The following is a 19,060-nucleotide window of genomic DNA, read 5'->3' on the forward strand; positions in this document are numbered from 1 at the left end:
AGAAAATGAAGAAGCAGTTAGATAAAATTTTTCATCTGAGCGACAATAATACAAATATAAGGACAGAACTTGTTGCGGGAATCACTACATTTATGACTATGTCATACATTCTTGCGGTTAATCCATCGCTTCTTTCGGAGACGGGGATGGATAAAGGAGCTGTTTTTACGGCGACTGCTCTGGCTGCATTTGTCGGAACGTGGGCTATGGCATTGCTGTCAAATTACCCGGTTGCCCTTGCTCCTGGTATGGGACTGAATGCCTATTTTGTGTATACTGTTGTACAAAGCATGGGATATACATGGCAGATGGCATTGGCGGCAGTTTTTATAGAAGGAATCATATTTATTATATTGTCCTTGTCTCATGTCAGAGAGGCTTTGTTTAATGCAATTCCTCAGAATCTTAAAAATGCGGTTTCTGTAGGCGTAGGAATTTACATTGCGTTTATAGGGCTGCAAAATGCAAAGATTGTTGTGGATAGCACGACTCTTGTTAAAATATACTCTTTTAAAAATTCTATTGATGAGGGAATGTTTAACCGTGAAGGAATTACAGTTGTACTGGGGCTGATAGGGATTCTGATTACATCTGTTTTAGTGATAAAAAAGGTGAAAGGAAATATTCTGTGGGGAATTTTGATCACTTGGGGATTGGGGATTATCTGTCAGCTGACGGGGGTATATACACCAGGTGAAGGCGCTCCCAGCCTGCTGCCGGATTTTTCAGGTGGTATCTCTGTACCGAGTCTTGCGCCTACTTTTATGAAATTTGATTTTTCGCAGGTTTTCTCTTTGGAATTTTTAGTTGTTATGGCCGCGTTTCTTTTTGTGGACATGTTTGATACATTGGGAGCACTGATCGGAATAGCTGGGAGGGCCGATTTGTTGGACAAAGATGGAAAGCTGCCTCATATAAAAGGTGCGCTGACTGCTGATGCAATTGCTACAACAGTCGGAGCCGTATTTGGTACATCCACTACAACCACCTATATAGAAAGTGCCTCAGGAGTAGAAGAAGGAGGGCGTACGGGCCTGACGGCGATCATAACGGGCCTGCTTTTTTTGGCGGCACTTTTCTTGTCTCCTGTTTTTCTGGCTATCCCGTCATTTGCGACGGCACCGGCACTGGTTGTTGTTGGTTTTCTGATGATGACATCTATTACCAAGCTGGATTTTGAGGATATGACGGAGACAATTCCCTGTTTTATTGCTATAATCGCTATGCCTTTTATGTACAGTATCTCAGAGGGTATTGCAATGGGTATTATTTCATATGTTATAATTAATGTCGTATGTGGTAACGCCAAAAAGAAAAGAATAACACTGCTGATGTATATTCTCATGGCGATCCTGCTGATAAAATATATATTGATTTAATTTGTACAATGGAAAGGACAAGTTATGAAAAAATATGACGTGATCATTATCGGGGCAGGCCCGTCCGGGATCTTCTGCGCCTGCCGCCTGAAAGAGCTGGATCCGGACATAGAGATACTGATAATCGAGAAAGGGCGGTCCATAGAGGACCGCTCCTGCCCCAAGCGGGTGACAAAGGAATGTGTGGGATGCCGTCCCTGCTCCATCACCACCGGCTTTGCCGGGGCGGGGGCCTTCTCCGATGGAAAGCTGTCCCTCTCCCCGGATGTGGGAGGCACCCTGCCGGAAATACTGGGGTATGACAGGACACAGGAGCTGATCCGCAGGGCAGATGAGATCTATCTGAAATTCGGCGCGGACAAAAAGGTCTATGGTATCGATGACCCGGATGCCATTGACACCATACGGACAAAGGCCATCCGCGCCAATCTGAAGCTCATCGAATGTCCCATCCGCCATCTGGGGACAGAGGAAGGCTACAAGATTTACGCAAGGCTCCAGCAGCATCTGCTGGACGCGGGTGTGGAGATTTTATTCCGCACTATGGTCCGGGATATCCTGGTGGAGGACGGCCGGGCCGTGGGCGTTGTGACGGAGGACGGACAGGAGTACCGCGCCGGGGCTATCGCGGCCGGCGTGGGAAGAGAGGGCTCCGAATGGTTTGCAAGGCTGTGTGAAAACCACCAGATCCAGACAAAGAGCGGCACAGTGGACGTGGGTGTCCGGGTGGAGGTCCGGGACGAGGTCATGAAGGAGCTGAACGAGAAGCTCTACGAGGCCAAGCTTGTCTACTATACCCCCACATTTGACGACAAGGTGCGGGTGTTCTGCACCAACCCCTCAGGGGAGGTGGCCACAGAGTACTACGACGGCGGACTGGCTGTGGTAAACGGACACGCCTACAAGTCCCGGGACATGAAGACGCGGAACACCAATTTTGCCCTCCTCGTGTCCAAGAATTTTACCGAGCCCTTCAAGTCCCCCATTGAATATGGAAAACACATTGCCCAGCTTGGAAATATGCTGAGCGGTGGAAAGATCCTTGTGCAGAGGTACGGGGATCTGAAGAGGGGACGGCGGACAACCGAGGAGCGGCTTGTGCGAAGCAATGTAGTGCCAACCCTGAAGGATGCAGTGCCCGGGGATCTCTCCCTTGTGCTGCCTCACCGGATCATGACAGCCATCCAGGAGATGATAGAGGCTCTGGACAAGGTGACGCCCGGCATTGCCAGCGATGAGACCCTGCTCTACGGCGTGGAGGTGAAGTTTTACTCCAACAAGGTGGTGACGGACAGACAGTTCCGCACCTCCCTTCCAGGGCTCTACGCCATGGGGGACGGCGCATCCATCACAAGAGGGCTGATGCAGGCCTCTGCCAACGGGCTGTGCGTGGCGGAATGTATCGACGCAGAGCGAAAAGAGAATACGCAGGCATAGCTCCTGCATGACAATGCCCGGCTCTTGTATTTTTACAGGCCGGGCGTTATACTGTAACTAATTTTCCGGTACAACCGGGAAAAAAGAAAGAGGAGGGAGAACGGCATGAACGGGGAAGAGAGACGGGAGAGAGGCGGCATGGCCATGGCGGAGCAGGCGGCGCTGCTGCTGGACAGACTGCAAAGGAGAAGGCCCCTTGTCCACTGCATCACCAACTATGTGACCGCCAACGACTGCGCCAACATCCTCCTGGCCATAGGGGCCTCCCCCATCATGGCGGACGACCCGGAGGAGACGGAGGAGATCGCGGCTGCGGCCTCCGCCCTTGTCCTCAACATGGGAACCCCCTCCAGGCGGAAGCTGGAGGCCATGATCCGTGCCGGCAGGAGGGCCAATGAAAAAGGAATTCCCGTGATCCTGGACCCGGTGGGGGCAGGCGCCTCCCGGCTTAGAAGCGAGATGGCAGAAAGCCTCATCCGGGAGGTCAGAGTGGACATCCTGCGTGGCAATGTGTCGGAAGTCTCCTTTGCGGCGGGCCTTGCCTCCCGTGAAAAGGGGGTGGACGTATCCGAGGCGGACCGGGGGATCGACCGGACAGAGGCGGCCCTGGCGGCGGCCAGGCGACTTGGCTGCACTGTGGCAGTGACCGGCGAGGTGGACGTGGTGACTGACGGAAGACGGACGGCCAGGATCCGGGGCGGCAGCTCCATGATGGCCAGGGTGACCGGGACCGGCTGTATGACCAGCGCCCTGGCAGGGGCTTTTGCCGGAGCCGGAGCAGAAAGAGGAGATGCCTTCCCCGCTGCTGTGGCTGCTCTGGCATCCATGGGGATCGCCGGGGAGACGGCCTTTGAGAAGGCAGGACATTTAGGATGCGGCAGCTTTCATATAGCCCTCCTGGATGCCGTGGGAGGCCTGAACGAAAAAAGTATAAGGGAGAGAGCAGAAATTGAAGAAGGATAAGATCGATTATACATTATATCTGTGCACGGACCGGGGACTTATGAGCACAGACACTCTGGAAGAAGCGGTAGAGCAGGCAGTCAGAGGAGGCTGTACCGTGGTGCAGCTCCGGGAGAAGGACTGCACGTCCCTGGAGTTTTATGAGACCGCGAAAAAGGTCAAGAAGATCACGGACAGGTACCAGGTACCTCTCATCATCAACGACCGGGTGGACATTGCCCTGGCTGTGGATGCGGACGGCGTCCACGTGGGACAGGACGATCTTCCGGCAAAGGAGCTCAGGAGGATCCTGGGACCGGACAAAGTAGTCGGCGTATCTGCCGGGTGTGTGGAGGAGGCCGTGAAGGCGGCCGCAGACGGGGCGGACTACCTGGGAGTGGGAGCCATGTACGCTACCAGTACAAAGGAGGACGCGGATGTCACCTCCAGGGAGGAACTTCTTCGGATCCGGGCAGCTGTGGATATTCCTATCGTGGTGATCGGCGGCATCAACCAGCATACCTATCAGAACTTTAAGGGCATTGGCATTGACGGCCTGGCCGTGGTGTCGGCAGTGATCGCGGCGGAGGATATTGAAAAGGCGGCCAGGGAGCTGTCAGAAGGCTTTCGCAGTTGAAACGAGAATGGCAGGAGAGGAACCAGGGAATGATAAAGTACAACGGAAAAATGTGGGAGGGCGCAGTGTTTGACCTGGACGGGACGATCCTGGACTCCATGTGGATCTGGGAGAGCGTGGACGGCAGGTTTCTTGCAAACCACGGCCTTCCCGTTGAGGAGAGCTACCTGAAGGCCCTGACCAATATGAATTTTCCTCAGGCGGCAGCCTACACAAAGGAGCGGTACGCCATGGCGGAGAGCGAGGCGGCCATCATGGAGGAGTGGTATGCCCTGGCCAGGGGGATGTACGAGAAGGAGATCGGCCTGAAGCCCCACGCGGCGGAATACCTGGAGTACCTGCATCGGGCAGGTGTGAAGATCGCCGCGGCCACATCCTCGGAGCCGGTGCTCTTTGAGGCGGCTCTCAAAAACAACGGAGTCTACGACTATTTCCACACCTTTGCCCTCTCGTCGGAGACGCCCCACGGGAAGGACACGCCGGAGGTATACTGCCTGGCGGCCAAAAGGTTGGGGACAGAGCCCCAGAGGAGCATTGTGTTTGAGGATATTTTAAAGGGGATATGCAACGCCAGACAGGCCGGATTTTACACCGTGGCCGTGGAGGATAAGTCCGCCGCGGAGGAGATGGAGCAGATCCGGGCGGAGGCGGATGTGTACATTACAGACTACAGACAGATGAAGGAGATTGAAAAATGAAGTGTGTGCTGACTATAGCCGGGAGCGACTGCAGCGGAGGCGCAGGCATCCAGGCGGACATTAAGACCATGGAGGCAAACGGGGTGTATGCCATGAGCGCGGTGACGGCCCTGACGGCCCAGAATACTACCGGCGTGTACGGAATTATGGAGTCCACGCCGGAGTTTCTTGAGAGCCAGCTTAACTGTGTCTTTTCAGATATTTTTCCGGACGCAGTGAAGATCGGCATGGTCTCCTCCGTACCCCTCATCCAGGTGATCGGGGACAGCCTTACAAAGTGGAAGGCTTCCAATATCGTGGTGGATCCGGTGATGGTATCCACAAGCGGCAGCAGGCTCCTCAAGGAGGATGCCCAGGCGGCGCTCATGGAGAGACTTTTGCCGCTGGCGTCAGTGATCACCCCCAACATCCCGGAGGCGGAGGTGCTGACAGGAATGTCCATCGCCAGTGAAGAGCAGATGGAGGAGGCGGCCTGCCGGCTGGGAGAGCTGTACCCGGGGGCGGTGCTGATCAAGGGGGGACACCAGGTCAGCGACGCCAACGACCTGCTGTATGATCAGGGAAAGCTGGTCTGGCTGCGGGGAGAGCGCATCGACAACCCCAACACCCACGGCACCGGATGCACCCTGTCCTCGGCCATTGCCAGCAATCTGGCCAAGGGCTTTTCCATGGAGGAGAGCATTAGGAGGGCAAAGGCCTACATCTCTGGAGCTCTTCGGGCAGGCCTTGACCTTGGCAAGGGGAGCGGTCCCATGGACCACGGCTATGGGATCCCGGAGATCGAGCTGTAGACAGAGAAGAAAATTTTCCTCCAGAGTATATAAAGGCGTATTCTGGCCCATACTATCTGTATCGGGGACCTTCGCCGGCCCGGCATGCCGGAGCCGGCAGGACAGGTGCCGGGGACAGTGCGGCAAGCAAATATGATAAAAAAGGAGTCGTGGATGTATGGGTGAGCAGACAAGAAAGCTTTTGGAGGAGTGCAGCAAGGGGTGTAAGATGGCCATAGGCAGCATAGATCAGATCCAGGAGCACGTAAAGGACAGGAAGCTTAAGGAGCTGATCAGTGGCTACAGAAAGAAGCACAGAGATCTGGAGGAGGAGAGCGGAGCCCTTCTGGCAAAAGAAGGAGAGGGGGCGCCGCCGGCAGGGCTGGCCGCATCGGCCATGTCCTGGATCACTACCAACGTGAAGCTGATGATGGACGAGAGCAGCAGCAGGATCGCGGGTCTCCTCATGGACGGCTGCAACATGGGCGTCCAGGGGATCACAGAGGCAGCCAACAGGTATAAGGAGGCCTCCCGGGAGAGCCGATCCGTGGCGGAAAAGCTGGTGAAGCTGGAGGAGCAGTTCGCAAAGGATTTGAAAGTGTATTTATAAAGATAAGGCGCTGATTTCAGATATGGAACCAGCGCTTTTTTAATATACTGAAATATTTCCAAAATCCTTTGCTTTTTTTGCGCAAAAGGTGTACCATTAGGGTAAATTGGCATTTCGTACAAAAAGGAGGCTTGTTATGGACTCTGTTATCAACAAATTGACTGAAATCGAAGAGGCCGCTTCTGCCATTGTCTCCCATGCGGAGGAGCAGAAGGCGGCTCTGGACAAGGAGTACGAAGAGAAGAGGAAGGCCTTTGACGAGGAACTGGAGGAGAAGACACAGCGAAAGCTGCAGGCGATCCGGGATGAGCTGGAGGGGGAAAAGAAGCGGCTCCTTCACGGACAGTCGGCGGGAAGCCAGAACTCTATCCAGCTCCTGCGGCAGGAGTATGAGGCAAACCACACAAGGTATGCCAGGGAGATCCTGGAGCGGATCACAGAGGTGTAGCCTATGGGAAATTTACTTGCTTACAGCGGCATTGCCACAAAGGTGAGGGCTATGGAGGCGAAGCTTCTGGAACCGGGGGATTTTGAGGAGATTGCAGCCATGAAGAGCGTGCCGGAGGTGGTCTCCTGGCTGATCCAGAATTCCACTTACAAGGAGGTGCTGGAGAGCCTGGATCCGGAGCTGATCCACAGGGGAAATATTGAGAAGCTCCTGCAGCTCTCCCTCTATCACGACTACACGAAGATTTACCGGTTCTGCAGCCTGGAGCAGAGGAAGTTCCTGCGGCTGTATCTGAAACGGTATGAGGTGGAGCTGATCAACTACTGCCTCCGCATTGTCATCAACCACTACCAGGAGCCCTTTGACCTGAACTACAAGAAGGAATTTTTTGACAGGTATTCCCAGATTTCCCTCGAAAGGCTGATCCGGTCCAGGACCACGGATGAGCTCATCGAGAACCTGCGTGACACGGAGTACTATGAGACTTTGAAAAAAATGCGGGACGGGCGGGCGGTGACTCTTTTTGACTACGACCTGGCTTTGAACCTGTACTATTTTACGACTATGTGGAAGGGCAGGAAAAAAGTGCTGAAAAAGAAAGAGCTGGAGATTTTCACCAGGGACTGCGGCTCCAAGATCAACCTTCTGAACATTCAGTGGATCTACCGGGCCAAGAAGTATTTCAGCCTGGCGCCGGCAGACATCTACGCGCTGCTCATACCCATCCACTACAAGCTGCGGACAGAGCTGGTGCAGGAGATGGTGGAGGCCGAGACGCTGGAGGATTTTGACAAGGCCGTTGCAAAGACAGCCTACGCCCGGCACAGTCATTTTTCAGATGAATATACAATAGAAAAAATGTATGGGGACTGCCTGTATCATCTCTATCTGACGGACCGCAGGAGCAATCCGTATTCCATTGCCTGCATCAACACCTACCTCTTTTTGAAGGAGCAGGAGCTGGAGAAGCTGACAACAGCTATGGAGTGCGTCCGCTACGGCGTTTCGCCATATGAGACACTACAGTATGTGGGAGGTCGCAAATTATGATCGTGAAAATGAAATTTATCAACATATCGGGGCCCAGAGACGACATTGACCGGGTGATGGACCTGTATCTGTCCAGGTACGAGATCCAGCTCGAGTCAGCCCTCTCCGAGCTGAAGACCGTGGAGAACCTGCGGCCCTTTGTGGAGATCAACCCCTACAGGGAAGCCCTTCTGAAGGCCCAGCAGTATGTGGGGTATCTGAGTGAGCCGGAGAAGATCACGCCGGATACCTCCATGGGACTGGATGACATATTTGAGCTGATCCGGGTGACCAACGAGGAGTACCTCACCTTTCAGTCCCGGAAGGATGTGCTGAAGCGCAGGCAGGAGGAGCTGCAGGCAAAGCAGAAGGTGATTGAGCCCTTCCGGCCCATGGACGGGGACCTGGGGAAAATCCTTTCCTTTAAGTATATTACCTGCCGGTTCGGAAAGCTGCCGTCGGAGCAGTACCAGAAGATGGAGAAATATCTCATGAACGACCTGGGAGCCATCTTTGTGAAGGGGCAGCAGGACGAGAGCAGCGTGTACGGAGCCTATTTTGTCTCTCCGGGGGAGGCTCAGAAGGTGGACGCCGTATTCCGGTCCCTCCACTTTGAGCGGATCGAGATCCCGCCCCAGTACAAGGGGACGCCGGAGCAGGCCTGCCGGGATCTGGCGCAGCAGATATTTGATATCCAGAGGGAGATGGACGACATAGACAAGGAGGCCGCGAGGATGCTGGGCGAGAAGGCTCCCCGGCTGGTGGCGGCCCGGAACCGCCTGGAGGAGCTGGCGCACAACTTTGACGTCCGGAAGATGGCTGCCAGGGTGGCGGACAAGAAGGAGGACTACTACATCCTGTGCGGCTGGATGGCGGACGACGACGTGGAGAAATTCATGGAGGAGGCCAAGGACGACGACAAGATCTTTATCGTGGTGGAGGATGACCATGACAGCTACTTCGGCGAGCCCCCCACCAAGCTGGAGAACCCGAAGATCTTCAAGCCCTTTGAGATGTTTGTGCGGATGTACGGCCTTCCGGCTCACGGGGAGATCGACCCCACCGTGTTCGTGGGGATCACTTACTCCTTTATCTTTGGCGTCATGTTCGGAGATGTGGGGCAGGGGCTTCTACTGGTCATAGTGGGAGCGCTGATCTACCATTTCAAAAAGGCGCCTCTGGCGGGGATCATCGCCACGGCGGGGATCTTCTCCACGATCTTTGGTTTTATGTTCGGGAGTATTTTTGGATTTGAGGACATCATAAAGCCGCTGTGGCTGCGGCCCATTGACCACATGACCACCCTTCCCTTTGTGGGCAAGCTGAACACAGTGTTCATTGTGTCCGTGGCCTTTGGAATGGGGATCATCATCATAGCCATGATCCTGCACATTGTCAACGGCCTGAGGGAGCACGATACCCAGGGAACCTGGTTTGACGCCAACGGGGTGGCGGGACTTGTGTTCTACGCCTCGGTGGTGGCGGCGATCATCCTCTTCATGACCGGCCACAGCATGCCGGCGGGGGTGGTGCTGGCAGTCATGTTCGGGCTGCCGCTGCTCCTCATCCTCTTTGGAAAGCCCATCACAGACAGACTGAAAAAGAAGAAGGCGAAGCAGGAGGAGGGAGCGGTGATGTTCCTTGTACAGGGATTTTTCGAGCTCTTTGAGACGCTGCTGAGCTATTTCTCCAACACCCTCTCCTTTGTCCGTATCGGAGCCTTTGCCGTCAGCCACGCCGCCATGATGGAGGTGGTGCTGATGCTGGCGGGAGCGGAGGAGGGAAGCCCCAACTGGGTCGTCATCGTCCTGGGCAACCTGTTTGTGTGTCTGATGGAAGGCCTGGTAGTCGGAATCCAGGTTCTCCGTCTGGAGTACTATGAAATGTTCAGCCGTTTCTACAAGGGAAGCGGACGGGCGTTTGATCCATATACGAAAAAGAACAAAAATAAAGGAGGAGCTTAATTATGACTCTTGCATCCAGACTCATTCTCATCGCAGCACTGATCTTAAGTATCATCATCCCCTTCGGGTACTACCTGCTGGGGGAGAAGAAGAAGGGGCGCTACAAGGCCGCCCTGGCGACAAACATATTTTTCTTCTTCGGCGCCTGCATCATCGGCAGCATCATGATGTTCCATGGGGCCGACGTGCAGGCTGCGGACGCGGCCGCCCAGGCGGTGTCCAATGCCACAGGACTTGGCTATATCGCCGCCGCTCTGGTAACCGGTTTATCCTGTATCGGAGGCGGTATCGCCGTGGCCAGCGCTGCCAGCGCTGCTCTGGGGGCCATCAGCGAGGACTCCAGCGTGCTGGGCAAGTCGCTGATCTTCGTGGGACTTGCGGAAGGTGTCTGCCTCTACGGGCTTATCATCTCCTTCATGATCCTGGGACAGCTGTAGGATGAAAATGTATCTCATCAGTGATAATGTGGATACCTATACGGGTATGCGCCTGGCAGGGGTGGACGGCGTGGTCGTCCACGAGAGGGAGGAGCTTTACGGAGCGCTCCAGGATGTCCTGCAGGACAAGACAGTGGGCATTGTGCTTCTCACAGAGAAGCTGGGCCGGGAGTTCCCGGACATGATCGACAAGTTCCGTCTGGAGCGGAAGATGCCCCTTCTTGTGGAGATACCCGACAGGCACGGAACCGGCCGCAGCAAGGACTTTATCACATCATATATCACGGAAGCGATCGGGCTGAAACTATAAACAAAGGAGGGATACCTCTTGACAGTAGAAGAAAAAATCGCCCACATACAGGCAGTCTCCATGGAGGAGGCCCGGGCGGAGGGAAATGAGATCATCAGCGCCTATAAGGCGGCCCTTGAAAAGGTGTTTGAGGATCACAAAAGAGAGGCTGTCCGCCAGTCTCAGACGCGGGTGCGGGCGGAGAGCACCAATGCCAGGCAGCAGAAGAACCAGGCCATGGCAAAGGCCCAGCTGGATCTGAAGCGGGAGCAGGGCAAGGTTCAGCAGGAGCTGAAGGACAAACTCTTTGCGGAGGCAGAGGAGCTTGTCCGGGAGTTTATGAAGACAGCGGACTATGATGCCTTTATTGTAAAGTGCATACGAAGCGCTCTGGATTTCGCGGCCGGCGAGGAGATGACGCTCTACATCAATCCCTCCGACGCGGACAAGAAAGAGAGGCTGGAACGCGAGACAGGGACGGCCCTGACAGTCAGCGCCGAGGATTTCACAGGAGGCATGCGGGCTGTGCTCAGGGGAAGAAATATCCTCATCGACCACTCCTTCAAGGCCGCCCTTGCCAACGAGTATGACAAATTTGTGTTCTCAGGAGGTGATGACATTGGTTAAGACGGGAAAAATCTACGGCATCAACGGACCGGTCATTTATCTGAAGGGAAACACAGGCTTCTCCATGTCGGAGATGGTCTATGTGGGAGAAGAGAGACTGGTGGGAGAGGTCATCGCCCTTGACAAGGACCGGACCACCATCCAGGTGTACGAGGAGACCAGCGGACTGCGTCCCGGCGAGACCGTGGAGGCCTCGGGTGGACCGGTGTCCGTGACCCTGGCCCCCGGCATCCTGAACAATATATTTGACGGCATCGAGCGCCCCCTGGAGAGGATCGCGGATATCGGCGGCGCCTTCATCACAAGGGGAGCGGCCGTGGACTTCCTGGACAGGGAGAAAAAGTGGGAGACCCACATTACGGTGAAGGAGGGGGATTACCTCCACGGCGGGGACATCTTCGCGGAGGTGCCTGAGACAAGGGCCATTGTCCACAAGTGCATGGTGCCCCCGGATCTGGAGGGGACGGTTGTCTCGGTGGTCAGCGATGGCAGCTACACCATCGAGGAGCCCCTTCTCACACTGCAGGCCGGAAACGGGACCCAAAGCCAGATCCCCATGGCCCAGAAGTGGCCCATCCGCAAGGCCCGCCCCGTGAGCCAGCGGTGCGGCGCCTCTGTCCCCCTTGTCACGGGGCAGAGGATCATAGACACTATGTTCCCTATCGCCAAGGGAGGCACCGCGGCCATCCCGGGAGGATTTGGAACCGGAAAGACCATGACTCAGCACCAGATTGCCAAGTGGTCGGACGCGGATATCATCATCTACATCGGATGCGGTGAGCGTGGCAACGAGATGACCCAGGTGCTGGAGGAGTTCGGGGAGCTGACAGACCCAAGGACCGGCAACCCTCTGATGGACCGGACCACCCTCATCGCCAACACCTCCAACATGCCTGTGGCCGCCCGTGAGGCCAGCATTTACACAGGGCTCACCCTGGCGGAGTACTACAGGGATATGGGCTACGATGTGGCCATCATGGCGGACTCCACCTCCCGGTGGGCGGAGGCCTTAAGAGAGCTCTCCGGACGTCTGGAGGAGATGCCGGCCGAGGAGGGCTTCCCGGCCTACCTGGCATCCCGCCTCTCCGCCTTCTACGAGAGGGCGGGCATGATGCACAACTTAAACGGCACAGACGGTTCCGTCAGCATTATCGGCGCCGTGTCCCCCCAGGGAGGAGATTTCTCTGAGCCTGTGACCCAGAACACAAAGCGTTTTGTGCGCTGCTTCTGGGGGCTGGACAAGAGCCTTGCCTACGCCAGGCATTTTCCGGCCATCCACTGGCTCTCCAGCTACAGCGAGTATCTGACGGATCTGGCGCCCTGGTACCAGGACAATGTGTCACCCAAGTTCATCGACTACCGGAACCGGCTCATGGCTATCCTCAACCAGGAGAGCAGCCTGCTGGAGATCGTGAAGCTGATCGGAAGCGACGTGCTGCCCGACGACCAGAAGCTGATCCTGGAGATCGCCAGAGTGATCCGGCTGGGCTTCCTGCAGCAGAACGCCTTTCACAAGGATGACACCTGTGTGTCCATGGAAAAGCAGTTCCTTATGATGGACACCATCCTGTATCTCTATAAGCAGGCCAGAGCCCTTGTGACCATGGGCCATCCCATGTCTGTGCTGAAATCAGAAAATATCTTTGAGCGGGTCATTGCCATCAAGTACGATGTGCCCAACGACCGCCTGGAGATGTTTGCCCAGTATAAGCGGGACATCGACAGCTTCTACCAGCGCGTGCTGGAGAAAAACGCATAAAGGGGGAAGAAAGAATTATGCCAATAGAATATCTGGGACTTAGCAGTATCAACGGCCCCCTGATCGCGCTGGAGGGTGTCCAGGACGCCTTCTACGACGAGATCGTGGAGTTTATCATTAACGGCAGTGAGCGGCGGATCGGCCGCATCATAGAGCTGTACGAGGACAAGGCTGTGATCCAGGTGTTTGAGGGCTCGGAGAACATGTCCCTCAAGAACACCCACACCCGCCTTACAGGCCGTCCCATGGAGATCACCCTCTCCAAAGATATGCTGGGGCGGACCTTCAACGGCATCGGCCAGCCCATTGATGACCTGGGCCCCATTGTCTCAAAGCTGAAACGGGATGTAAACGGACTGCCCCTCAACCCGGTAAAAAGGGAATATCCAAGGAACTATATCCGCACCGGCATCTCAGCCATCGACGGGCTGACCACGCTGATCCGGGGACAGAAGCTGCCCATCTTTTCCGGCAACGGGCTTCCCCACGACCAGCTTGCCGCCCAGATCGTGAAGCAGGCCTCCCTGGGGGAGGACTCGGACGAGGAGTTTGCCATCGTGTTTGCGGCCATGGGCGTCAAGCACGACGTGGCGGATTTCTTCCGCAGGACCTTTGAGGAGAGCGGAGTGGCGGACCATGTGGCCATGTTCCTGAACCTTGCCAACGACCCGGTGGTGGAGCGTCTTATCACCCCAAAGGTGGCGCTCACCGTGGCTGAGTATCTGGCCTTTGAACAGAATATGCACATCCTTGTTATCCTGACGGATATGACCTCCTTTGCGGAGGCCATGCGAGAGGTCTCCTCCTCCAAGGGAGAGATCCCCAGCAGGAAGGGTTATCCCGGCTATTTGTACAGTGAGCTGGCCGCCATCTACGAGAGGGCGGGCATTGTCCAGGGAGTGAACGGGTCTGTGACCCAGATTCCCATCCTGACTATGCCAAACGACGACATCACCCACCCCATTCCGGACCTGACAGGCTACATTACAGAGGGGCAGATCGTGCTGGACCGGAGCCTCAATGGCCAGTCCATTTACCCACCCATCAGCGTCCTTCCATCCCTGTCCCGTCTCATGAAGGATGGCATCGGGGAGGGCTACACCCGGGAGGATCACCAGGATCTGGCAAACCAGCTCTTTTCCGCCTACGCCAAGGTAGGAGACGCCCGGAACCTGGCCTCTGTCATCGGCGAGGATGAGCTGTCTCCCATAGACAAGGAGTATCTGGCCTTTGGAAAAGAGTTTGAAGAGAAATACATCGGACAGGGCCCCGACGAGAACCGGACCATTGAGGAGACCCTGAACCTTGGCTGGGAGCTCCTGGGGCGTCTCCCCAAGGAGGAGCTGGACCGTGTGGACACGAAGATACTGGACAAATACTATCAGCCCACCAAGCGGGACGAGGGCGTCACCACAAGTGCCAGCCTTGGATCCATCGCAAATATGTGACAACGGATAAGCAATGCGCAAGGTGCGGGAAAAGGGAAGGACAAATTTATTTGTCCATACGTTTTCCTGTACCTTGCATATGGCGCTCCGCCATCATCCGCGGGAACGGCTGGAGGACGTTCCCGCGGATGGCATTGCTGTTTTATGAATAACATCGGATATACCAGGAAGGGAGGAGTTTCATGGATCCGCGCACATTTCCCACAAAGGGCAACCTGATGCTGGCCAAAAATTCGCTGGCTCTGGCCCAGCAGGGCTATGAGCTGATGGATAAGAAGAGGAACATCCTGATCCGGGAGCTGATGGAGCTCATCGACCAGGCCCGCAGCATCCAGGAGGAGATTGACAGCACCTTCACTTACGCCTACCAGTGCCTGCAGAAGGCCAACATCGAGAACGGGATCAGCATGGTCTCCCAGATTGCCTACACGGTGCCCATCGGGGACTCCATTGTGATCCAGACGAGGAGCATTATGGGGACGGAGATACCCCATGTGAAATACACGCCGCAGACGCCGGTGCCCACCTACGCCTTCAGCACCACAAGAGAGTCAGTGGACCGGGCAGTGGACGCCTTCCGCAAGGTGAAGGATCTGACGGTGAAGCTCTCCATGGTGGAGAACGCGGCCTACCGTCTTGCCACCAACATCAAGAAGACCCAGAAGAGGGCCAACGCCCTCCAGAATATCACGATCCCCATGTACACCACTCTCGTCCATGACATCAACAACGCCCTGGAGGAGAAGGACCGGGAGGAATTCACCAGGCTGAAGGTGATCAAGAGCCGGAAGCAGAAGGCGGAATAGGAATCCATGCCCCGGCAGAATAAGCGGAATATATCAGGAAGATGGCAGAGTTTTTCAGCGGAAATCTCTTGCTGTCTTCCTCTTTTTATGTTATCTTATATAGTATACTCATATTGTGTCGGCAGAGCTCTTCTGCCGGAAATATCTCTCAACGTGAGAGAACATCTATAAGCCTCAGGGCTTTCTCATTTTCGGAGCTTCCGTATCGGAGATCATACCCGTAAATGAATGGAACCAAAAGAGAAACGGTGTCTTTGATGACATTGACAACCCCTATTTAATAGGGTATATTGTAAGGAGAAATCTGGATGACGAGAACCTTTATACAGACGACAGAATTTTCAAAATGTCGGGATAGTTTTGGATTAGATGACGATGATCTGCGCAGACTGGAGTATGAGATATTGACCAATCCGAAAGCCGGTCCGGTCATCCGCGGGACAGGGAAGCTGAGAAAAATGCGTTTTTCCTTTGAGGGCAGGGGGAAAAGCAGGAGTACCAGAGTCTGCTACGTTGACTTCCCCGGTGCCGGCATAATTTATCTTATCACGATATACGAAAAGAAAGGGAAAGACAATCTTACGGCAGCTGAACGCAGCAGCATTAGAAAAATGATACAAATTCTTGAACGGTCGCTTACCGGCCAATGAAAGGAGCGTAAAGTATGAGTGAAGTGTATAGCAGCATTATGGCTGGATTGTCCGAGGCAGTGGACGACACCAGGCAAAAAAATTTGCGGAGACGTGTTGTGACGATTACTCCCGTAAAAATATACTCTTCTTCTGAGATCAAAAGGATACGTCAGAAAACCGGGATGTCGCAAAAGCTGTTTGCAGGGTATATGGGAGTCTCGGTCAAGGCTGTGGAAGCGTGGGAGAGGGGCAGAAATCATCCATCTGGTCCGGCCAGCAGACTTCTCTCCATGCTGGAGAAGGATCCGGAGTTGACCAGGGAATTTCCATTTGTCCAGTGAGCAATCATACTGCTTTATCGCACTTGACATATTTACCGGAATTGTGCAGAATAAAGGTATCAGAAACAAGCTGGAAGCATGGCTTTTGTTCTTCAGTACAGACGACCCGACTAAGATAGAGACCCTCCTGGAGTCCTACCCGGAATTTAAGGAGCTATACGAGGAGATCTATGAGCTGTGCCGCAATGTGGAGAAGGTGATGGAGATGTTCTCAAAGGAACTGAAGGAGCTGGACAGGAATACAGTCCAGTATATGATCGATGAGATGCAGGAAGAGATTGACGGGATGAGGCGGGAGCTTTCGGATAAAGATATTGTACTTAAGGAAAAGAACCATGAGCTGGACAAGCGGGATGAGGAGATCGCCCGGCTGAAGCAGCAGCTTGAGGAACTGCAGAACACATCCCAGGAGTGAGAAGTTAAGATGCCCTGCGCAGAGAAAGCAGACCAGAGAAAGCGGATAAAAATATCAGCACCTGGAACGGAAAGAGGAGTTTCACAAAAGAAATTCCTCTTTTTTTGTGGGATTTTAATCCTTTTATTGTCTGCAAAACGTTATAAACTATAGGTACGGAAAACAGGAGGGTTTCATACTTGACGCGGGAAGATGAAATTTTTGAAAAACTGAAAAAAGGCGATCCGGACGCTGCGGGAGAGCTGGCCAGGCTCTACTACGATGACATACTCAGATACTGCCTGTTCCACGTGCCGGACCGGTCCCTGGCCCAGGACGCTGTCCAGGAGACCTTTCTCAAGGTGTTCCGCCATTTCGGCAGCTACAGACACAGAGGACATTTCCGGGCCTTTCTCTACCGGGTGGCCGCCAATGTGTGTGTGGATATTTGCAGAAGGAGGCCCTGGGAGCCCGTGACTGAGCAGGTACCCTTTGAGGAAAAGGGGCTGCGTGAGGGGGAGGACCGGGAGGATTTCAGGAGACTTGTGGAGCTGGTCCCCGAAGAGCTGCGGGAGATCATCATCCTGCGCTTTTCACAGGAGCTGAAGCTCGGGGAGATTGCAAAGGTGACGGGACTTCCGATGCGGACAGTGCAGTCCAGGCTGAGGAAGGCACTGCGGATATTGAAAACAGAACTGGAAGGGAGAGAGACGTAAATGAAGACAGGCCAGGTAAAAAGAGAGCTGGGCAGGCTGGCTGCCCGGGAGAAGCTAAGGGAGAGGACTCTGACGGATGAGAGCCATGTGGACCGGACAGCGGCCCTGGCCGCAGACGCCTGCCGGATGGCCATGGAAAGAAGAGACCTGGGCTTCCCTGCCTTTGTGGCGCGGCAGATCCGGTACACGGGCAGGTACGTCTGGGTCTGGCAGGGGATTTTGCTCCTTATGATCGTCTGCGGCTTTGACCTGACAGCCGGGATACAGAGCCTGGAGGATCCGGAATTTACCATGTTCCTTTACAGGCGGGTGCCCCTGTTTTTGTGCGGCGCCGGCATCCTGTCGGCCTGGAGCTGCGTGCCCTTCTTTGCCAGATCCGGCATATGGAGGATGACAGAGGTGGAGGCGGCGGCCGCGTCCTGGCCCCGGCTGCGGATGGCGCAGCTTCTCATCACGGGAGTGAGCGCTGTTTTGATGGAGCTGGGAGTTGCCGCGGCGGCGGGCATATACTGGACTATGGGTCTTGGGAGCCTGGCGGCCTGGCTTTTCCTCCCCTTCCTGCTGGCCTGGAATTTAATCCTGTTCCTTCTCGACAGGGGGAGGGAGAGATATTTTGCAGTCAGCAGCAGTGCTGTGATGGGGGCGGGATTTCTCCTCTTTGCCCTTGGGTGGAGATATGTGAGCCGGGGAGCGGCCGGGCCACAGGATTATATGGTAACCTCCGGGTATGTGTGGGTCCTCTGCGGGGCGGCGGCTCTTCTTTGGATTTTCCAGATACGGAGACTTGGAAGAAAGGAGACTGACAAATGGAGTTATGCATAAATGACCTGACAAAGCGATTTAAAGACAAGCTGGCGGTGGACCATGCCAGCCTGACCATCTCACCCGGCGTGTGGGGGCTTCTTGGCGCCAACGGAGCCGGGAAGACCACCCTCATGCGGATGGCGGCGGGGCTCATACGCCCCACGGAGGGGGAAGTAAAGTATGATGGAGTGCCCATCCAGGTGCTGGGAAAGAGCTACCGGGATATTTTCGGCTATCTGCCCCAGGAGTTCGGGTTCTACCCGGAGTTCACGGTGTACGACTATCTGGACTATGTGGCTGCTCTGAAGGGCCTTACCAGGAAAAAGGCAAAGGAGAAGATCGACCGGCTTCTGGACACCTTTTCCCTGGCAGATGTGAGGAAAAAGAAGATCACAAAGCTCTCCGGCGGGATGAAGCGGCGGGTGGGCATTGCCCAGGCCCTCTTAAATGACCCGGAGGTGCTGATCCTGGATGAGCCCACCAGCGGGCTGGACCCGGGGGAGAGGGTGCGCTTCCGCAACCTTCTGTCCGAGTTCGCCTCGGACCGGATCGTGCTCATCTCCACCCACATCGTGTCCGATGTGGAGTACATTGCCTCCAGGAATGCGATTATGAAGGAGGGACGGATCATCGCCCAGGGAACCACAGACGAGCTTATCTGGGAGATGGAGGGCAAGGTGTGGTCCGCCCTGATCCAGGAGCAGGATCTCCACAGATACGAGCAGAAGGTCCGGGTGGTGAGCATCCGGAACGAGGAGAGGGGAGCCGTGTCCATCCGGTATCTGGCGGACGCGCCCGCGGTGCCGGACTCCCGGCCTAAGGAGCCCCGGCTGGAGGACCTGTATCTCTGGCTCTTTCCCCAGGAGCATACAGACGGAAAGGAGAGTGCGTGA

The 19,060-nt window shown here is 55.3% G+C and carries 22 protein-coding genes; all 22 read left to right on the plus strand.

From position 1 onward, the window contains the following. The first annotated feature begins 5 nt into the window (after positions 1 to 5). The 22 genes from FGQ86_RS01515 (at position 6) to FGQ86_RS01620 (ending at position 19,060) form a co-directional block, all read left to right on the plus strand. Positions 6 to 1,379, plus strand: coding sequence for an NCS2 family permease (locus FGQ86_RS01515; protein ID WP_033124716.1), 1,374 nt, complete (start codon positions 6 to 8; stop codon positions 1,377 to 1,379). A gap of 24 nt (positions 1,380 to 1,403) precedes the next feature. Further along, positions 1,404 to 2,816 (plus strand): FAD-dependent oxidoreductase, encoded by a 1,413-nt coding sequence (locus FGQ86_RS01520; RefSeq protein WP_138302794.1) that lies wholly within the window; start codon positions 1,404 to 1,406, stop codon positions 2,814 to 2,816. Between the two features lie 144 nt (positions 2,817 to 2,960). After that, on the plus strand, positions 2,961 to 3,779 hold the full coding sequence (gene thiM / locus FGQ86_RS01525; RefSeq protein WP_138302887.1) for a hydroxyethylthiazole kinase: 819 nt from the start codon (positions 2,961 to 2,963) through the stop codon (positions 3,777 to 3,779). Next, complete coding sequence (gene thiE, locus FGQ86_RS01530) at positions 3,766 to 4,395, plus strand: thiamine phosphate synthase (protein ID WP_279230571.1); 630 nt, start codon at positions 3,766 to 3,768, stop codon at positions 4,393 to 4,395. The genes thiM and thiE overlap by 14 nt, the downstream gene beginning before the upstream one ends. Then, positions 4,392 to 5,093: an HAD family phosphatase gene (locus FGQ86_RS01535; RefSeq protein WP_138302795.1), complete on the plus strand. Its 702-nt coding sequence runs from the start codon at positions 4,392 to 4,394 to the stop codon at positions 5,091 to 5,093. Before thiE ends, FGQ86_RS01535 begins: the two co-directional genes overlap by 4 nt. Further along, positions 5,090 to 5,884 (plus strand): bifunctional hydroxymethylpyrimidine kinase/phosphomethylpyrimidine kinase, encoded by a 795-nt coding sequence (gene thiD, locus FGQ86_RS01540; protein ID WP_138302796.1) that lies wholly within the window; start codon positions 5,090 to 5,092, stop codon positions 5,882 to 5,884. The genes FGQ86_RS01535 and thiD overlap by 4 nt, the downstream gene beginning before the upstream one ends. 157 nt (positions 5,885 to 6,041) lie before the next feature. Next, the gene (locus tag FGQ86_RS01545; protein WP_033124721.1) at positions 6,042 to 6,473 is read left to right on the plus strand and encodes a hypothetical protein; all 432 of its coding nucleotides are present in this window, start codon (positions 6,042 to 6,044) and stop codon (positions 6,471 to 6,473) included. A gap of 136 nt (positions 6,474 to 6,609) precedes the next feature. Then, positions 6,610 to 6,921, plus strand: coding sequence for a hypothetical protein (locus tag FGQ86_RS01550; protein WP_033124722.1), 312 nt, complete (start codon positions 6,610 to 6,612; stop codon positions 6,919 to 6,921). 3 nt (positions 6,922 to 6,924) lie between these two features. Beyond that, the gene (locus tag FGQ86_RS01555; RefSeq protein ID WP_138302797.1) at positions 6,925 to 7,971 is read left to right on the plus strand and encodes a V-type ATPase subunit; all 1,047 of its coding nucleotides are present in this window, start codon (positions 6,925 to 6,927) and stop codon (positions 7,969 to 7,971) included. Continuing rightward, positions 7,968 to 9,914: a V-type ATPase 116kDa subunit family protein gene (locus FGQ86_RS01560; RefSeq protein ID WP_138302798.1), complete on the plus strand. Its 1,947-nt coding sequence runs from the start codon at positions 7,968 to 7,970 to the stop codon at positions 9,912 to 9,914. Before FGQ86_RS01555 ends, FGQ86_RS01560 begins: the two co-directional genes overlap by 4 nt. Before the next feature lie 2 nt (positions 9,915 to 9,916). Continuing rightward, positions 9,917 to 10,351 (plus strand): ATP synthase subunit C, encoded by a 435-nt coding sequence (locus FGQ86_RS01565; RefSeq protein WP_138302799.1) that lies wholly within the window; start codon positions 9,917 to 9,919, stop codon positions 10,349 to 10,351. 1 nt (position 10,352) lies between these two features. Continuing rightward, a complete protein-coding gene (locus FGQ86_RS01570; RefSeq protein WP_033124726.1) occupies positions 10,353 to 10,661 on the plus strand; it encodes a V-type ATP synthase subunit F in 309 nt (102 codons plus the stop codon). Positions 10,662 to 10,679: 18 nt separating this feature from the next. Then, complete coding sequence (locus tag FGQ86_RS01575) at positions 10,680 to 11,267, plus strand: V-type ATP synthase subunit E (protein ID WP_243127118.1); 588 nt, start codon at positions 10,680 to 10,682, stop codon at positions 11,265 to 11,267. Continuing rightward, on the plus strand, positions 11,260 to 13,026 hold the full coding sequence (locus FGQ86_RS01580; protein WP_033124727.1) for a V-type ATP synthase subunit A: 1,767 nt from the start codon (positions 11,260 to 11,262) through the stop codon (positions 13,024 to 13,026). The genes FGQ86_RS01575 and FGQ86_RS01580 overlap by 8 nt, the downstream gene beginning before the upstream one ends. A 17-nt stretch (positions 13,027 to 13,043) precedes the next feature. After that, complete coding sequence (locus tag FGQ86_RS01585; protein ID WP_138302800.1) at positions 13,044 to 14,474, plus strand: V-type ATP synthase subunit B; 1,431 nt, start codon at positions 13,044 to 13,046, stop codon at positions 14,472 to 14,474. A gap of 182 nt (positions 14,475 to 14,656) precedes the next feature. Continuing rightward, positions 14,657 to 15,280, plus strand: coding sequence for a V-type ATP synthase subunit D (locus tag FGQ86_RS01590; protein ID WP_138302801.1), 624 nt, complete (start codon positions 14,657 to 14,659; stop codon positions 15,278 to 15,280). 308 nt (positions 15,281 to 15,588) lie between these two features. Continuing rightward, positions 15,589 to 15,930, plus strand: a complete 342-nt coding sequence (locus FGQ86_RS01595; protein ID WP_138302802.1) for an addiction module toxin RelE — start codon at positions 15,589 to 15,591, stop codon at positions 15,928 to 15,930. A gap of 14 nt (positions 15,931 to 15,944) precedes the next feature. Beyond that, complete coding sequence (locus tag FGQ86_RS01600) at positions 15,945 to 16,253, plus strand: type II toxin-antitoxin system MqsA family antitoxin (protein WP_033124731.1); 309 nt, start codon at positions 15,945 to 15,947, stop codon at positions 16,251 to 16,253. 85 nt (positions 16,254 to 16,338) lie between these two features. Further along, on the plus strand, positions 16,339 to 16,668 hold the full coding sequence (locus FGQ86_RS01605; protein ID WP_052083830.1) for a hypothetical protein: 330 nt from the start codon (positions 16,339 to 16,341) through the stop codon (positions 16,666 to 16,668). Between the two features lie 179 nt (positions 16,669 to 16,847). Next, a complete protein-coding gene (locus tag FGQ86_RS01610; RefSeq protein WP_033124732.1) occupies positions 16,848 to 17,363 on the plus strand; it encodes a sigma-70 family RNA polymerase sigma factor in 516 nt (171 codons plus the stop codon). Further along, positions 17,364 to 18,185 (plus strand): hypothetical protein, encoded by an 822-nt coding sequence (locus FGQ86_RS01615; protein WP_033124733.1) that lies wholly within the window; start codon positions 17,364 to 17,366, stop codon positions 18,183 to 18,185. After that, complete coding sequence (locus FGQ86_RS01620) at positions 18,170 to 19,060, plus strand: ABC transporter ATP-binding protein (RefSeq protein ID WP_033124734.1); 891 nt, start codon at positions 18,170 to 18,172, stop codon at positions 19,058 to 19,060. Before FGQ86_RS01615 ends, FGQ86_RS01620 begins: the two co-directional genes overlap by 16 nt.

The organism is Clostridium sp. BSD2780061688st1 H5 (assembly GCF_005845155.1).
In the GTDB taxonomy this organism is placed as follows: Bacteria; Bacillota; Clostridia; order Lachnospirales; family Lachnospiraceae; genus Claveliimonas; species Claveliimonas intestinigallinarum.

Excerpts from the sequence above, each read along its gene's own strand:
- FGQ86_RS01515 (WP_033124716.1), top strand. The coding sequence starts at position 6 with ATGAAGAAGCAGTTAGATAAAATTTTTCATCTGAGCGACAATAATACA.
- FGQ86_RS01520 (WP_138302794.1), top strand. The coding sequence starts at position 1,404 with ATGAAAAAATATGACGTGATCATTATCGGGGCAGGCCCGTCCGGGATC.
- thiM (WP_138302887.1), top strand. The coding sequence starts at position 2,961 with ATGGCGGAGCAGGCGGCGCTGCTGCTGGACAGACTGCAAAGGAGAAGG.
- thiD (WP_138302796.1), top strand. The coding sequence starts at position 5,090 with ATGAAGTGTGTGCTGACTATAGCCGGGAGCGACTGCAGCGGAGGCGCA.
- FGQ86_RS01545 (WP_033124721.1), top strand. The coding sequence starts at position 6,042 with ATGGGTGAGCAGACAAGAAAGCTTTTGGAGGAGTGCAGCAAGGGGTGT.
- FGQ86_RS01550 (WP_033124722.1), top strand. The coding sequence starts at position 6,610 with ATGGACTCTGTTATCAACAAATTGACTGAAATCGAAGAGGCCGCTTCT.
- FGQ86_RS01555 (WP_138302797.1), top strand. The coding sequence starts at position 6,925 with ATGGGAAATTTACTTGCTTACAGCGGCATTGCCACAAAGGTGAGGGCT.
- FGQ86_RS01560 (WP_138302798.1), top strand. The coding sequence starts at position 7,968 with ATGATCGTGAAAATGAAATTTATCAACATATCGGGGCCCAGAGACGAC.
- FGQ86_RS01565 (WP_138302799.1), top strand. The coding sequence starts at position 9,917 with ATGACTCTTGCATCCAGACTCATTCTCATCGCAGCACTGATCTTAAGT.
- FGQ86_RS01570 (WP_033124726.1), top strand. The coding sequence starts at position 10,353 with ATGAAAATGTATCTCATCAGTGATAATGTGGATACCTATACGGGTATG.
- FGQ86_RS01585 (WP_138302800.1), top strand. The coding sequence starts at position 13,044 with ATGCCAATAGAATATCTGGGACTTAGCAGTATCAACGGCCCCCTGATC.
- FGQ86_RS01590 (WP_138302801.1), top strand. The coding sequence starts at position 14,657 with ATGGATCCGCGCACATTTCCCACAAAGGGCAACCTGATGCTGGCCAAA.
- FGQ86_RS01595 (WP_138302802.1), top strand. The coding sequence starts at position 15,589 with ATGACGAGAACCTTTATACAGACGACAGAATTTTCAAAATGTCGGGAT.
- FGQ86_RS01600 (WP_033124731.1), top strand. The coding sequence starts at position 15,945 with ATGAGTGAAGTGTATAGCAGCATTATGGCTGGATTGTCCGAGGCAGTG.
- FGQ86_RS01615 (WP_033124733.1), top strand. The coding sequence starts at position 17,364 with ATGAAGACAGGCCAGGTAAAAAGAGAGCTGGGCAGGCTGGCTGCCCGG.
- FGQ86_RS01620 (WP_033124734.1), top strand. The coding sequence starts at position 18,170 with ATGGAGTTATGCATAAATGACCTGACAAAGCGATTTAAAGACAAGCTG.